The organism is Arthrobacter sp. efr-133-R2A-63 (genome assembly GCF_030209795.1).
Classification (GTDB): Bacteria; Actinomycetota; Actinomycetes; order Actinomycetales; family Micrococcaceae; genus Arthrobacter; species Arthrobacter bambusae_A.
Genome location: NZ_JARVRG010000017.1, coordinates 264,220 through 277,559 on the forward strand (window position 1 = coordinate 264,220; position 13,340 = coordinate 277,559).

General features: G+C 64.9%; 17 protein-coding genes. 7 read left to right on the plus strand and 10 right to left on the minus strand.

What is annotated here, in order from left to right:
- Together QRN45_RS09330 and QRN45_RS09335 are read left to right on the plus strand one after the other, a co-directional pair.
- On the plus strand, positions 1–1,716 hold the full coding sequence (locus tag QRN45_RS09330; RefSeq protein WP_284763084.1) for an FAD-dependent oxidoreductase: 1,716 nt from the start codon (positions 1–3) through the stop codon (positions 1,714–1,716).
- Positions 1,713–2,948, plus strand: a complete 1,236-nt coding sequence (locus QRN45_RS09335; RefSeq protein ID WP_264637879.1) for a cytochrome P450 — start codon at positions 1,713–1,715, stop codon at positions 2,946–2,948. The genes QRN45_RS09330 and QRN45_RS09335 overlap by 4 nt, the downstream gene beginning before the upstream one ends.
- A gap of 14 nt (positions 2,949–2,962) precedes the next feature.
- Here the strand turns inward: QRN45_RS09335 and QRN45_RS09340 are convergent, their stop codons facing one another.
- On the minus strand, positions 2,963–3,862 hold the full coding sequence (locus tag QRN45_RS09340) for a diacylglycerol/lipid kinase family protein (RefSeq protein WP_284763085.1): 900 nt from the start codon (positions 3,860–3,862) through the stop codon (positions 2,963–2,965).
- 364 nt (positions 3,863–4,226) lie between these two features.
- On the opposite strand from QRN45_RS09340, the gene QRN45_RS09345 reads away from it, so the two are divergent.
- Positions 4,227–5,108: a transglycosylase domain-containing protein gene (locus QRN45_RS09345; RefSeq protein ID WP_264637877.1), complete on the plus strand. Its 882-nt coding sequence runs from the start codon at positions 4,227–4,229 to the stop codon at positions 5,106–5,108.
- Positions 5,109–5,165: 57 nt separating this feature from the next.
- Here QRN45_RS09345 and QRN45_RS09350 read toward each other — a convergent pair whose 3' ends face one another.
- The 3 genes from QRN45_RS09350 to QRN45_RS09360 form a co-directional block, all read right to left on the minus strand.
- Positions 5,166–5,606 carry a hypothetical protein gene (locus QRN45_RS09350; protein WP_284763086.1) on the minus strand — a complete coding sequence of 147 codons (441 nt, stop codon included), beginning with the start codon at positions 5,604–5,606 and terminating at the stop codon, positions 5,166–5,168.
- Between the two features lie 90 nt (positions 5,607–5,696).
- Positions 5,697–6,728: an aldo/keto reductase gene (locus tag QRN45_RS09355; protein ID WP_264637875.1), complete on the minus strand. Its 1,032-nt coding sequence runs from the start codon at positions 6,726–6,728 to the stop codon at positions 5,697–5,699.
- 8 nt (positions 6,729–6,736) lie between these two features.
- Positions 6,737–7,609 carry an NAD-dependent epimerase/dehydratase family protein gene (locus QRN45_RS09360; RefSeq protein ID WP_264637874.1) on the minus strand — a complete coding sequence of 291 codons (873 nt, stop codon included), beginning with the start codon at positions 7,607–7,609 and terminating at the stop codon, positions 6,737–6,739.
- 137 nt (positions 7,610–7,746) lie between these two features.
- Here QRN45_RS09360 and QRN45_RS09365 point away from each other — a divergent pair, with 137 nt between their 5' ends.
- Both QRN45_RS09365 and arfB read left to right on the plus strand, forming a co-directional pair.
- Entirely contained in the window at positions 7,747–8,331 is a 585-nt protein-coding gene (locus tag QRN45_RS09365; RefSeq protein WP_078105204.1) for an HhH-GPD-type base excision DNA repair protein, read from the plus strand.
- Positions 8,332–8,379: 48 nt separating this feature from the next.
- The gene (gene arfB, locus QRN45_RS09370) at positions 8,380–8,802 is read left to right on the plus strand and encodes an alternative ribosome rescue aminoacyl-tRNA hydrolase ArfB (RefSeq protein ID WP_264637873.1); all 423 of its coding nucleotides are present in this window, start codon (positions 8,380–8,382) and stop codon (positions 8,800–8,802) included.
- 5 nt (positions 8,803–8,807) lie between these two features.
- On the opposite strand, the gene QRN45_RS09375 is transcribed toward arfB, so the two are convergent.
- From QRN45_RS09375 to trxA, 4 genes are all read right to left on the minus strand, one after another.
- Positions 8,808–9,197, minus strand: coding sequence for a peptidase associated/transthyretin-like domain-containing protein (locus QRN45_RS09375; protein ID WP_284763088.1), 390 nt, complete (start codon positions 9,195–9,197; stop codon positions 8,808–8,810).
- Positions 9,198–9,211: 14 nt separating this feature from the next.
- Positions 9,212–9,682, minus strand: coding sequence for a cupin domain-containing protein (locus QRN45_RS09380; RefSeq protein WP_264637871.1), 471 nt, complete (start codon positions 9,680–9,682; stop codon positions 9,212–9,214).
- 69 nt (positions 9,683–9,751) lie between these two features.
- Complete coding sequence (locus QRN45_RS09385) at positions 9,752–10,141, minus strand: heavy metal-responsive transcriptional regulator (RefSeq protein ID WP_502870706.1); 390 nt, start codon at positions 10,139–10,141, stop codon at positions 9,752–9,754.
- Positions 10,142–10,206: 65 nt separating this feature from the next.
- Positions 10,207–10,533, minus strand: a complete 327-nt coding sequence (trxA, locus tag QRN45_RS09390; protein WP_264637869.1) for a thioredoxin — start codon at positions 10,531–10,533, stop codon at positions 10,207–10,209.
- 194 nt (positions 10,534–10,727) lie between these two features.
- Here trxA and QRN45_RS09395 point away from each other — a divergent pair, with 194 nt between their 5' ends.
- Positions 10,728–11,465 (plus strand): hypothetical protein, encoded by a 738-nt coding sequence (locus QRN45_RS09395; protein ID WP_264637868.1) that lies wholly within the window; start codon positions 10,728–10,730, stop codon positions 11,463–11,465.
- A gap of 10 nt (positions 11,466–11,475) precedes the next feature.
- Here the strand turns inward: QRN45_RS09395 and QRN45_RS09400 are convergent, their stop codons facing one another.
- Both QRN45_RS09400 and QRN45_RS09405 read right to left on the minus strand, forming a co-directional pair.
- The gene (locus QRN45_RS09400) at positions 11,476–11,973 is read right to left on the minus strand and encodes an SDR family oxidoreductase (RefSeq protein ID WP_264637867.1); all 498 of its coding nucleotides are present in this window, start codon (positions 11,971–11,973) and stop codon (positions 11,476–11,478) included.
- Positions 11,974–11,995: 22 nt separating this feature from the next.
- Complete coding sequence (locus QRN45_RS09405) at positions 11,996–12,592, minus strand: dihydrofolate reductase family protein (RefSeq protein WP_241708712.1); 597 nt, start codon at positions 12,590–12,592, stop codon at positions 11,996–11,998.
- 287 nt (positions 12,593–12,879) lie between these two features.
- Here QRN45_RS09405 and QRN45_RS09410 point away from each other — a divergent pair, with 287 nt between their 5' ends.
- Positions 12,880–13,293, plus strand: coding sequence for a hypothetical protein (locus QRN45_RS09410; protein WP_241708482.1), 414 nt, complete (start codon positions 12,880–12,882; stop codon positions 13,291–13,293).
- The last annotated feature ends 47 nt before the right edge of the window (positions 13,294–13,340 follow it).

Below are 13,340 nucleotides of genomic sequence, written 5' to 3' on the forward strand. Positions count from 1 at the left end.
ATGAGGATCGTCGTCGATCTCACGAAATGCCAGGGTTACGCCCAGTGCGCTTTTCTTGCCCCGGATGTCTTCACGATCCAGGGAGACGAGGCGCTCACGTACGACCCGGACCCCGACGACGCACAGGGCACGAAGGTCCGGCGCGCTGCCGCTGCATGTCCGGTCCAGGCCATCCGGCTCGAACAGCCGCCCGCCCCGGGCACCCTCGATGGACAGTCCGGTCCGGACATGGCTTACCAAACAAGCACGCGGCCCGGAATGTCCGACCCCGTGCTCAACAACGGAGGCGCCTTCAAGAAAACCGGACGGATCGTCATCGTCGGAGCCTCACTGACGGGACTCCACGCCGCAGAGGCGCTGCGTGAGGAGGGCTTCACGGGCTCCCTGACGTTGATCGGCGAGGAACCGCACGAACCCTATGACCGGCCGCCGCTGTCGAAACAGCTCCTCGCAGGGGCATTCCGGTCGGCGGACACTTCACTGCCCCAGCGCCGGGACATCGGCGCCACCTGGCGGCTGGGCGTGGCCGCGACCAGCCTCAATCTGGCGACGAAGCAGGTCCAACTCGCCGACGGCAACCGGATCGGCTTCGACAAGTTGCTGATTGCCACCGGCTTGCGCTCCCGCCCCTGGCCCAACACGGCGGAGGCCGCCCTTGCAGGAGTGCTGACGTTGCGCACCCAGGAGGACTCCGCCACCCTGCGCCACCTCCTCGCAGGCCATCCCCGTCGGGTGTTGGTCATCGGCGCCGGATTCATAGGTTGCGAAGTCGCGTCCGTGTGCCGCGAACTGGGCCTGCAGGTCACCGTCGCCGAGGCTGGTCCGGCTCCGCTCGTCGCTGCCTTGGGAGGCACAATCGGCGCAATAGCCGGCGAACTGCAACTCGAGAACGGCGTGGATTTGCGCTGCGGCGTCCGGGTCACGTCCCTTGAAGGCGATGCCACGGGGCAGCTGCGCCGTGCCGTTCTGTCGGACGGAACAACCCTTGAAGTCGACGTCGCGGTGGCCGCGCTGGGTTCCGTCCGCAATGTCGAATGGCTCGCGGATTCCGGATTGGCATGCGGAGTGTGGGGCGTCGCGTGCGACGCCGGCTGCCGCGCCTTCGACGCGAACGGACTGGTCACCGACGACGTCTTCGTCGCCGGCGACATAGCGCGCGCACCGCAGCCGATGTACGGATATCAATACCTCGCCGTCGAGCATTGGGGCAACGCCATCTCGCAGGCCGAAGTCGCAGCGCACAACATGGTCAGCCAGGAGACCGAACGGTGGCCGCACTTGGCGGTGCCGAAATTCTGGTCGGTTCAATTCGGCACCGAGATCAAAAGCGTGGGAGTGCCTTCGGCCGCCGACGAGGTCGCCATCGTCCAAGGGTCGGTGGCGCAGCGGCGATTCCTGGCCGTCTACGGGTACAAGGGCCGCATCGTGGCGGCGGTCGCCTTCAACCAGAACAAGTGGCTCGACTTCTACGAACCGCTGATCGAGCAAGCGGCCCCGTTCCCGCCGGCATTCCACCACGTCGACGAAGCAACCCATGCCGATCCCGTGCCGGCAGGGTTCAAAGCCGCGCCCAGCCCCACGCAGGACGCCACCGTCGTCGTCACCGGACACGATCCGAATGAACGCCGGGCGAGGCTGACCAACCCAGCCGCCGGCGAAACACCGTCACGCAGACCGGCGGAAAGCGCCGCGAGGACAAAGGAGGGGTCACCATGACCGTGGACAACATTTGGGAGCAGATCCTCGACTACTCACACAGGGCCAATCCCTACCCGCTATACGCTGAGCTCCGCCGGACGCCCGTGGCCAGGCTTCAGGACGGCGCGTATGTTGCCAGCGGCTACGCAGAGATCGCTGCGCTCCTGCATGACCCCCGGGTGAGTTCCGACTTCAGCCACAACCCGGTCGCAGCCGCGGCGGCAGCCGGAGAGAACGGAGACGGCCCCGGCATGTCTCCGACGTTCTTGAGCATGGACCCGCCCGACCACGACAAGTTCCGGCGAATCACCATGCGACACTTCGGCCCACCCACGACGCCGGGCCGCGTCGCCGGGATGGAGCCAAGGATGACGGACATCGTCACGGATCTGATCGACAAGATGGAGGGCCGGACCAGCGTTGACATCGTGGACGAACTGGCATACCCGCTGCCCGTCACCATCATCTGCGAGCTTCTCGGCGTAGCCCCCGGAGACGAACACCGGTTCCGGGCCTGGGTGGAAGTCGCCCTGCAATCCACCGACCCCGGGCTCGACCCGGAAACGCAACAGAAGAAGAGAGCCGAAGCCGGCAAGGAACTACGGGCCTTCATGGAAGAACTGGTGGAAGCCCACCGCCAGGCCCCGGGAAACGACCTGCTTTCTGCGCTTGCCACCGATGACGGCCCTGAAGGCCGCATGCCTGCCGATCAGCTGGTCAGCACCGGACTTCTCCTGCTCATTGCCGGACACGAAACCACGGTGAACCTCATTTCCAACGGGATCCTCACCCTGCTTCGCCACCCGCACGAACTTCGGAGGCTGCGCAACGACCCGGACCTGGCCATCCCGATGGTCGAGGAGCTGCTGCGCTACGAGCCGCCGGTCCATTTCATTCCGTTCCGCACAGCCCTCGACGATATCGACATCGGCGGAACGACCATCACGGCGGGCTCCTCGATCACCCTGCTCCTGGCCGCGGGAAACCGCGACCCCGCCCACGTCGCCGACCCCGACGTGTTCATCCCGGAGCGGCGCGACAACCAGCATCTGGGCTTTGGCGGCGGGATCCACCTCTGCTTTGGCGCCCCCCTCGCGCGACTCGAGGCGCAGACCGCACTCACGGCATTTGCCCGCAGGCTCGAGAACCCGCGGCTCGTGGAGGATCCGCCGAGCTACCGGCCGAGCCCGTTCCTGCGCGGGCCTTCGCACCTGCCGATCGACATCGACGGCGTCGTGGCGCGGCGCTAGGCCCCCGCGCCGTCCTATCCCAGGGTGGAGAGGGTCGCCGGAGCGCACTCGATTCTGACAGGGACGTTCGCATCAACGGACTTGACTTCGCCGTCGATCTGATAGGCCAGCGGCTCGATGGTGGTGAACGAATAGCTGCTCATGCTGGGCTGGTCCCCCAGCCCCATCGTGGCGGCCCGCAGCGCCATCAAGAGGACCCGCCATTTTGGCCTGTGGGCAAAGAGGACCACTTCGAATTTGCCGTCAGCGAGCTTGTCGTCCGCGTCGCTGAGCGTGGCGTACTTCGCCATCTCCGGAATGTTGGCGAGCACGAGGCTGTCCAAACGGCGGCGCTTGCCGTCGGCCTGGCGTATTTCGAAGGGCTCGAACTTGGAGAAGGTCCGCATCACGGAGACCATTTCCTTCAGGGCCCCCTTGCCGCCCTTTTCCAGGTCAATCGCCACGACCGGGGTCAGTCCAAAACCAACATAGGAGTGCGCGTACTCCGCGGGCGAGTCCGATCCTTTGCCTGTGTGGACGCGCAGCAAGTCGATGCTCCGCACACTGCCCGCGGCGATCGCTTCACCGAGCGGCTGGGTGCCGGTGCTCCGCCGGTGGTCATTGGCATTGCCCGCCCCAAGCACCGCGCAGACGGCTTGGGGATTTCCGCCCTGCATCACGCCGTTGACAACCTCGTTGTAACCGCCGTCACCGCTGACGGACACCACCAACACGTCCCCGCCGCCGCTCACCGCATCCCGTGCCAGCTCGACGGCATGTCCGGCGCGGGCGGTCGGCTGGAGCCTGATGTCCACCGGGTAGCTCAGCAGACCCTTCAGCTCACTCTGCAGACCTTCGGCCAGTCTGCGCGCATCCCCGGTGCTGTTGGGATTGAAAATGATGACGATCGATTCAAACGTCCGTGCAGAAGTCATGTGCCGCTCCGATTTTCGCTCGTGATCACTTCGCTAAGTGTACTTACAATCCTCCGCCGCACCCTACGGGCCGTCGGCGAGGACTGCTCTTACCCGGCTGAGCGCGCCTGGCTGAACTGAACAAGCAGCAAGGCCCGGTAGACTTTCGTGCCATCCTCAACCCCTTTCAGGGGTTCCGTGCGGGACGAGAAGCGAAAGCAGACCGATGGACAATCCAACACCACCGACCTCGCCTCGGCGTCCGCAGCCAGGGCGCCGTCCTTCAGCGGGCCGCACTCATCAGGCGCGGGCCAAAGTCACCAGCTACCCCGTGCCTGTCGCCATGGAGCCGGAGGGAGCCGTGCAGGACCCGTTGAAGCGGCCCGTGACGGAGCCTGATCAAGCCCAACCGCCGGCCCCTGCAAACGGCAAGAAGGCCAAGCGATCCAAACGGAAATGGCGCCGCAAGCTCTTGCTGGCCCTGATCACCCCGCTGGTCCTGGTCCAAATCATCGCCTTCATGTTCAGCATGGGCGTGACGCCGGCGCGCACCGCATACATGCTGGAGGCGGGTGAACCCAACGTCTACCAGTTCGTCTCGATCAACCACATGAGCCGGCACTTGCTGGCCGCGACCATCGCCCACGAAGACGAACAGCTCGGCACCCGCAGCGGGGCCTTCGACCTCGGCGACCTCCAGGCGAGGGCCCAGGCATATTTCCAAGGAAAGCCCGACCCGAGCGGTTCCACGATCCCCCAGCAGCTAGTCAAGAACATCTTCCTCTGGGACGACCAAAACGCCGTGCGGAAGGGCATTGAAGCTGTCCTGGCAACCCAGTTCAGCTACACCTTGAGCCCTCAGCGCACCTTGGAGCTGTACCTGAACTATGCGCAGTTCGGCCCCCATCTGTATGGCGTCTGCGCCGCCAGCTGGTACTACTTCGGAACACCGCCGTGGAATATGACCGACTATCAATCCGCGCAGCTGATGGGCGTCCTTCCGCTGCCGGATCTGGTCAAGCGGGATCCCAAGGGAGGCATCTACCTGGGCGCGGGCGTCGACCCCGCCGTGTGGAACCTTGTGAACGGGGCCGCGAATGTCTGGGTCCCCCGGCAGCTCGTTGGCTTGGGCGGATGGCAAGGAGCCGTTGGGACGATCGGCATCTCGGACACTGCGGACAGCCATGCCGACCAGCGCTCCGACAACGACGCATGCTCGACCATGCCCCAAAGCGTGAAGGACCGCATTCAGGGCGAAGCCGGTTAGGTGTGCCTACCGGCGTCGAACCGGGAGCAAATCCCGCCCCGACGGGAGGCTCCGGGCTCAGCCACGCGGCGCCGGCAGGTCCAGGTTCCAGTGGCGCGAGACCATCAGCAGCCAGTCGACGTCGTCGTCGTGGCCTGCGCCCGCGGGTCCCGGGGTGATGAAGAAACGGGAGACAACGCGCTGCGAGCCCTCGGCGTCTCCGTAGAGCACGTCGACGGCGAAGCCCTCGCCAGCCGCTCCCGCGGTGGCGTTGCGGAAGTCGGCCGACTCCGGGTCCCGGATCGCGACCTGGCAGAATCCGGCGTCATTGGCTGGCACGTAGATGTCCCGGGTCAGCCGGTGGAACTCCCCCACCGGCGACAACGGAGCCCTGGAGTCCGGTGGAAGGTGCCAGCCGTGCCGATGGTTGGCCGATCTCGTGGAGATGAACGTCGCGACGGCGAGAACAGTCGTGCCAAGCGCGGTGCCGAGGTTGGAGAGCAATACCCAGTCGACCATAGCCACATTCAACGCCTGTCCCGCGTTGTGGGCAATCGACGTCGGATGTCTACGACGCCCGGCACGGGACCGGGCGCCCGGCGCTGTGCGTTACCGGCCGCCCTCGATCTTCCGGCTGCGCTGATTCTGCGCCATCGGACCATACGGATAGACGCCGACGCGCGGTTGGCTGGCCTCCGTGAGCCGGCTTGTTTCCTCGGAGCTGAGTTCCAGGTCTGCCGCGGCCAGGTTGTCCGCGAGCTGTTCCGTGGTGCGGGCGCCGAGGATCACGGAGGTCACGGCGGGCCGGTCCGCCAACCACGCGAGTGCAACCTGGGAAGCACTGACGCCATGATCCGCTGCGATCTTTTCCACTGTCCCGATGACGTCCCAGGTGCGGGGGTCGTCGTTGCGGGCCTGCCATGCCTCCATGCCACGTTCCGGGTTTTCACCCAGGCGGGTGGCCCCGGTGGGCGGCACGTCGCGCTTGTACTTACCGGAGAGCCATCCGCCACCCAACGGCGACCACGGCAGCAGCCCGATGCCGGCATCCAACGACGCCGGGACGATTTCCGATTCGATTTCGCGGACGAGCAGGCTGTACTGGGGCTGCAACGTCACCGGCGCGCTCCAGCCAAAGGCCTTGGCCACGTGGACGGCCTTGGTCAACTGCCACCCCAGGAAGTTGGAAAAACCGTAGTACGCGATCTTGCCGCTGCTCACGGAGTCGTGCAGGAAACGCAGCGTCTCCTCCAACGGCGTAATGGGGTCCCACGCGTGCATTTGGTAGAGGTCGATCTGCTCCACGCCCAAACGGCGCAGCGAATCGTCCAACGCCCGGGTGAGGTGGCGGCGGGAGGTGCCGACGTCATTCGGTGCCGTCCCCATGGGGAAGCGGCCCTTGGTGGCCAGCACCACGCGGTCCCGCGCGTCGGGCCGCTCGGCCAGCCAGCGGCCGATGATCTCCTCCGATGCGCCGGCGCTGTAGACATCGGCGGTGTCGATGAAGTTGCCTCCCGCCTCGACGTAGCTGTCCAGGATGGCGCGGGACGTTTCCTCCGTTGCCTCGGCTCCGAAAGTCATGGTTCCCAGCGCGTAGTTCGAAACCACGGCGCCGCTGTTGCCCAAAGTGCGGTATAGCATGCTGTTCCTCAATCCTCGACGGGGGTAGTGCGGTTCGAATGATAGGTGCGCCACGTGTGTTCGGGCTCGAACCCGAGCAAGCGCTTGGCCTTGTCGATGGAGAGCATGGTCTCGTGCTCTTCCAGGTCCTTGACCACCTTCACATCAGGGAACACCTCCGCAGCCAGGCTGGCACTGGACCGGCTCATGACGGTGTCCGCGTTCGCCACGATGAACGCCTCGAATCCGGGCTTGCCGTATTCAAGGGCCCGGGCCACGGCCTGCGCGCCGTCCCGGCCGTCGATGTAACCCCATAGGTTCCATTTACGCAGCCTCGCGTCGGCGTCGAAGGACGGGAACCGTTCGTAGTCTTCCACGTCCATGACATTGGAGAACCGGAGCCCCACGATACTCAGCCCAGGGTCCCAGCGCGTCAACTCGATGGCCATCTGCTCTTCGAGGTGCTTTACGAGCGAATAGGTGCTTTCGGGCCGCGCCGGGTATTCCTCATCCACCGGGATATAGGGAGGGTCGACGTCGAACGGCAGTCCCAGCACCGTCTCGCTTGAGGCGTAGACAATCTTCTTGATCCCGGCCCGGCGGGCCGCTTGGAACACGTTGTACGTCGAGAGCATGTTGTTCTCGAATGTCGCGACATCCGGGACGATGCCGGGTGCTGGGATGGCCCCCAGATGCACGACGGCGTCGAAGCCGCTGTGCCGGTCGTCCAGGCCCAGGAACACATCCAGCACCTGGCCATAGTCACGCAGGTCGACGATCGCCAGGCCCGGACTCCTTTCGCCCGCACGGTCCAGGTTCAACACCTGGTGGCCGTCCCCGCTCAGCCGGCGCACCACGTGCCGGCCCAGTTTTCCGCTTCCACCCGTCACTGCAATTCTCATCGGTACTCCTTCGATAGGGCTTGCTGGTCTCCTCATCGACACTAGGGCAGAAACCGGCTCCTGCGCATGGCCCTCCGGATCCTAGGAACGTCAGGCACCCGCTCCCGCGGGACTAATCAAGGTGGGAGGATGGGCGCATGGAACTGCACATTACCGGCGACCCCGCCGCCGACCAGCTGCTCAGCGATGACGCGTTCGCACTTCTCATCGGCATGCTGCTAGACCAACAGGTGACCATGGAGTCTGCCTTCGCCGGACCCGAAAAGATCCGGACGCGCATCGGATCCATGTCCCCTGCCGCAATCGCCGAATATGACCCTGCAGGTTTCGTTGAGGTCTTCAAGGAGCGTCCGTCCGTCCACCGTTTCCCCGGCTCGATGGCCGGCCGCGTCCAGGATCTCGCCGCGACCGTTCAGCGCGATTGGAATGGAGACGCCACTGCCATCTGGACCCAGGACAACCCGGACGGCCAGGAGGTGCTCCGCAGGTTGAAGGAATTGCCCGGCTTCGGAGAGCAAAAGGCAAAAATCTTCCTGGCACTGCTCGGGAAGCAGCGCGGACTCCAGGCACAAGGTTGGCGCGAGGCTGCCGGCGCCTACGGCCAGGAGAGCGCTTTTCTTTCTGTCGCCGACATCGTGGATCCGGAGTCGCTGAGAAAAGTTCGCGCCAACAAGCAGGCTGCCAAAGCCGCGATCAAAGCGGCGAAGGCCTCCGGAAGCTGAGAAGCAGCGGGGCGGGTGTTCCCGCCCATATCGTGAAACGCTTGCAGCATGGATCTCGAAGTGTCGCCCGCGCTCACGATTCCGACGTCGGAACTCGGCTGGCGGTTCTCCCGCTCGTCAGGGCCTGGCGGTCAACACGTCAACACCTCGGACAGCCGCGTCGAACTGTCATGGAATGTCGCCGACTCGGCAGCGCTTTCCGATGACCAACGGCTGCTGCTGGTCACGCGTCTTGGACCCCGTCTCGTTGCCGGGGTGATCACCCTGGCCGCCTCCGAGCAACGGTCCCAGTTGCGGAATCGCGAAATCGCACTGGCCAAGCTCTCGAGCCTCGTGGCGGAGGGTCTTGCTCCCGAAGCGGCTGCCCGACGGGCGAGCAAACCCACCCGGAGCTCGAAGCGCCGGCACCGGGTCGCAAAGGAACACCGGGCGGCGACGAAACAACAACGAAAACGGCCGTCCGCCGAGTAGCTCGCTTAGCGAATCCCGCTGTCGACAACCAGCGTGACATGAACGGGGATCTGCGAGATGACCACCGTCTGGGTCGCCGTCGAAAGGTAACCGCCGATGTTGCTCGCCTTGATCACGTAACGACCGTCAGGCAGCGTGAGATGGAAGGAACCAGTGCCGTCGGTCCGTCTGGAGCCTCGGACAGCGTCCCCGTCCAAGGCGACAACCGCGGCGCCCGAGACGGGGCGCGGCGGACACTCCTGACCGACACGTTCGACGGGACATGCCGGGGCGGTCAGGACAATGCCGGTGACAACGCCGGTATGCCCCGCGTCCGGACCTCCCGGACCGGCGCATCCGCCCAACCACAGGGCCGCGGCCAGCAGGGTCACGGGGAATCGCTTCACTGCACTCACCAATATGTGTCGATTCAGGGCGCAGGGTGAAGGGGATCGATCCACCGGACTATTTCCGGTGGCTCAGCGGACTCGATATCCAGGTTGATGACTATTGGGTCCTGGCCGCTGCGGACAAGGACGCAATTGAGAGCCTCGGTCTGGCTTGCGTTGATCTCCTGATGGGGTACGAACGGCGGAACGAATATGAAGTCGCCCGGCCCGGCGTCGGCGACGAACTCCAGGCTGTCTCCCCACCGCATGCGTGCCCGGCCGCTGACGACGTAGATGACGCTTTGCAGTTCCCCGTGATGGTGGGCCCCGGTCTTGGCATCGGCATCAATGGTGACGGTGCCCGCCCACAGCTTGTTGGCTCCCGCCCGGGCATGCGTGATTGCCGCGGCTCTCGCCATGCCAGGGGTTTGGGGTGTGTTCGGATCGAGCTGCGAACCTGGAATGACTTTGACTCCGTGGTCGCGCCAATTCGGCTGTGAGTCAGGGCTCATTTTCATCCTCCGCGAAGCAGTGGCGGCACCCCTGAGACAATGATAGGCGCGTCAGTAGTGATGCGGTCGTCAGAGGTAGCTGCAGATCCTATCGGCGTCGCACGCCTCCGGATCCGCGGCAGCCGCGGCAGCGTGGTATCCGGCGACGGTGGTGCGCAGCGCGACGAGGTCGGCGATCTGCGCGTCGAGGTCGGCCAACTGCCCGGCCAGAAGGTCGCGAACATGGGTACAAGGGGAGCGGCCTGCGTCGCGCAAAAGCAGGATTTCACGAATCTGCGCGAGTGCCAGTCCTGCGGCGCGCCCACGGCGGATGAAGTCGAGCCGATTGACGGTTTCGTCCGGGTAATCGCGGTATCCGCTGGCAGTGCGCTTCGCCGCAGGCAGCAACCCGTGCTCTTCATAGAATCTCAAGGCCTTGCTGGTCATACCCGCCGCCTGGGCAGCTTCACCGATTCGCACCATGCACCTCGTCTTCCCCCGTTGACCTCCACTGTAGGGGAAGGCGTTCATGGGGTGAAGGCGGACTAGCGCAAGTATTCAGCGAACTCCATTTCGAAGTACCTCTTCGCCCCCACCCCGATCACGGAGATTCTGCGTTCGCCGTCCTTGAACAGGAACACCGACGGAACAGAGCTAATCCCGAAGGCAACCGCGGTTTCGGGATTCTCGTCGACGTTGACTTTGACGACATCGATTTTGTCGGCGTATTCCACCGCGAGCTGTTCCAGGACCGGGAAGAGCCTGGTGCAGGGTCCAGACCAGCCCGCCCAGAATTCCACGACGACGGGTTTGGGTGACTTCATCACCTCGGCGTCGAAGGACGCGTCGGTGACTTCCTTGGTTTTTGCCATGCTTTTCCCCCTATTGAATGGCCCGGTCTGTGATGCCGGACTACTCCTGCGCTCCGTCCCCTTCGCTGTCACCCCGACTGGAAGCCTGCCGTGCCCTCCACCTTCGCACCTTCCCCCAAGGGAAAAGTCAAGGGGAACGGCGGGCGGCCGGACTGGCGAGTCGCACGAAAAGCCATCAAGCTATGTAGGGGGTAATGAGGGAAGAACGCATTCCCTCCGCACAGGAAGGCCCCGCAATTCCCAGCCCAAAACGATCATTCAGTCCCTGGATCCGCACGTACCTCAAGGGCAGTGACGCGGGGCGCGCAGATGCCAAAGGCCTCGGCGCCCTCAAGCCTGTCGAGCCGGCCACCCGGCGGGAGGGCAAGCCCCTCCTCGGCGAAGATCAGGTCTATGTCATGAAATACGAAAAGGAGTACCACCCGGCGTGGTGCCGCGTCGTCGCCGAGAAATGGAGCAGCGCCCCCCGAGGCTTGCTTGTGACCCTTTTGGCCGACGTCGGGATGCGGACCAGGTGCCCGGAATGCGATCGATCCGTGAATTCGGCCACGGAGCCACCCGTGCACGAACACGCAAGACATCCCCAACCCACCCGGCAGCCTGACCAGGTCATCCCGTTACGCGTCGTCGGGTTCTCCCACGGAGTCCTGTTCTTGGCGGCGGGGCCAAAATATCAAGAGCTCCTCAAGGGAACCGCCGTCGAGCCGGCCACCCCGCTGCTCGTCGATGGTCGACGGCACGGAATGCTGCTGCGGGTGGATGCTTCCCGCCAGGAGCCGCTCCTGGTGATCCAGATGGATCCCCGCTACAAGTTCCGAAACGGCGCCTATCAGGTGCGCTTACGACCTCCGCTGCAGCGCTCCGCCACCAAACCGTATGCCGTGGACTTCGTTGAACCGGCGGCGCGGGCCAGGCATGCCGCCCCGCACTGAATCCGCCGCGTCACCTCCCGACCACACCGGGCACCCGTTGAGTGAGGAACTCATCCCAGGTCTTCCGCCCGACGGCCATTTCCTCGGACAGGTTTGCACCCTCCCTGATCGCCTTGGCGGCCTTCCCCGGCATGTGAACGGGAACGAGAAGGCGTCGCTGACCGGCCGCGGAGAGATAGGAGCGGATGAGGTCTCGCATTGGATAGCAGAGCGGCCCGGCAAGATCGGGCACCAGGCCGGCCGGCTCATTGAGGGCGAGTTCCACGAGCCGGTCCGCGACCTCGCCAGCGTCCACCGGCTGGAACCGGAAGCCCTTCGGCACGGGAATGACGGGAAGCTTCGCCATAGCGCGCGCAGTCAGCAGCGTCAGTTCGAAGAACTGGGTTGCGCGGAGTGTACTGAAGGGGATCCCGGATCCTGCCACGACGTCCTCCGCATCCCGCAAGCGCGAAGCCACGAGCCGGCCAAGCGTGCCGGTACCACCCGTCACCAAGATCGTCGAACTCACCTCCGCTTCCCGTCGCATTGGCTCACACCGCGCCGCTGCCCGGCGGACCGCTGAGTACTGTGGGGACATACTCGAGCAGCTGGAGCCGACCATCGAAGGTCTTGCTCTCCACCATTTCGAGCGAAACGTCCGGATAGCCGTCGTAGATCCGCTCCCGACCGGTGCTGCCTGTGATCACGGGGAAGACGACCAGCCGGAACCTGTCCACGAGTCCGGCGCTCAGCAGTGACCGGCACAAGCTGACGCTCCCCAGAGTGCTCAAGGGTCCTGTCCGGGTCCGCTTCATCTCCGCCACAGCCCGGACCGCGTCCCCGGTGACAAGCTCCGAGTTCGGCCACGTCAGGGGCGCCTGCAACGTGGACGAGAAGACGACCTTCGGCACGGCGGCAAGGCCGGTGAGGGTAGCCCCCTCATCATCGGAGAATCCCGAGCTCGCGGCCGCCGCCTCCTCGGACATCCTGGACATCAGCCGGTAGGTGTTCGCCCCGAGAAGGAAGGTGTAGCCCTTCTCCCCCTCCTGCTGAAGCCAGTCAAGGTATTCCGGCCCCTCCAGGCCCCACCAGCCGGGCCATCCCACGGCCGAGGCATACCCGTCCAGGGAGATGATCAGGTCGACCATCAGCTCCGCTGAGGACGCAGCCGCAGTTGTCTCGCCCACGCCTCCTCCTCGAAGTTGATCGACGTCGGTCCCGCCCGGCCGCAAGGCCCGGGACGGACGGGTCCGGTGGCGGCCATGCTATCCCCGGAGCGGTCGGGGGTTCAAGGGACCGCATCACGAGCAAAATCGGAAGGATCTCCAGGCCGCCGGTTCGCGCGCGGGAATCATGCCGGGTTCCCGTCCGTTCTCTTCGTTGATGACCTTCTTTCGGAGGCGGGAAAGACACACACGAAGTTTGGGGACTGACCATGACGATGAACGAAACCATTGCCCGTCTCCGGGCCGGACACCTCATGGTCCGCGACGCCGAGGAATGGGACGAACTATCGACAGACCTCGAGCGCGCTTACGGGAGCAACGACGACGAGCTCATTGAACAGCTGCAGCCCCAGTTCCTGCAGTCATGGAGGACAGTCACAAGATACGTCCTCCGCGACACCTTCGACGCAGCAGGCATCGCAGTCACCGATCCCAGCCATCCGTGGGGAATAGCAACCCTCACCGCGAACGGAACGAGTTGCGAGCCGCTTCTCTGCCGCCCCGACGATGCTGGTACCGAAAAGGCTGGCGCAGGCGGCGGACTCCAACTTCTCACTTTCGCAGACGCAATGACCCACTACACCGACTGCCTGGCGCTTCTCTTCGACGAGCGGGACTACTGAGATAGGACCGCAAGCAACAGAACTCAAGCCGGGCGGAATCCGATGCT

Excerpts from the sequence above, each read along its gene's own strand:
- QRN45_RS09395 (WP_264637868.1), top strand. The coding sequence starts at position 10,728 with ATGAGGGAAGAACGCATTCCCTCCGCACAGGAAGGCCCCGCAATTCCC.
- trxA (WP_264637869.1), bottom strand. The coding sequence starts at position 10,533 with ATGGCAAAAACCAAGGAAGTCACCGACGCGTCCTTCGACGCCGAGGTG.
- QRN45_RS09405 (WP_241708712.1), bottom strand. The coding sequence starts at position 12,592 with ATGGTCGACCTGATCATCTCCCTGGACGGGTATGCCTCGGCCGTGGGA.
- QRN45_RS09340 (WP_284763085.1), bottom strand. The coding sequence starts at position 3,862 with ATGACTTCTGCACGGACGTTTGAATCGATCGTCATCATTTTCAATCCC.
- QRN45_RS09410 (WP_241708482.1), top strand. The coding sequence starts at position 12,880 with ATGACGATGAACGAAACCATTGCCCGTCTCCGGGCCGGACACCTCATG.
- QRN45_RS09355 (WP_264637875.1), bottom strand. The coding sequence starts at position 6,728 with ATGCTATACCGCACTTTGGGCAACAGCGGCGCCGTGGTTTCGAACTAC.
- QRN45_RS09365 (WP_078105204.1), top strand. The coding sequence starts at position 7,747 with ATGGAACTGCACATTACCGGCGACCCCGCCGCCGACCAGCTGCTCAGC.
- arfB (WP_264637873.1), top strand. The coding sequence starts at position 8,380 with ATGGATCTCGAAGTGTCGCCCGCGCTCACGATTCCGACGTCGGAACTC.
- QRN45_RS09335 (WP_264637879.1), top strand. The coding sequence starts at position 1,713 with ATGACCGTGGACAACATTTGGGAGCAGATCCTCGACTACTCACACAGG.
- QRN45_RS09380 (WP_264637871.1), bottom strand. The coding sequence starts at position 9,682 with ATGAGCCCTGACTCACAGCCGAATTGGCGCGACCACGGAGTCAAAGTC.
- QRN45_RS09350 (WP_284763086.1), bottom strand. The coding sequence starts at position 5,606 with ATGGTCGACTGGGTATTGCTCTCCAACCTCGGCACCGCGCTTGGCACG.
- QRN45_RS09360 (WP_264637874.1), bottom strand. The coding sequence starts at position 7,609 with ATGAGAATTGCAGTGACGGGTGGAAGCGGAAAACTGGGCCGGCACGTG.
- QRN45_RS09330 (WP_284763084.1), top strand. The coding sequence starts at position 1 with ATGAGGATCGTCGTCGATCTCACGAAATGCCAGGGTTACGCCCAGTGC.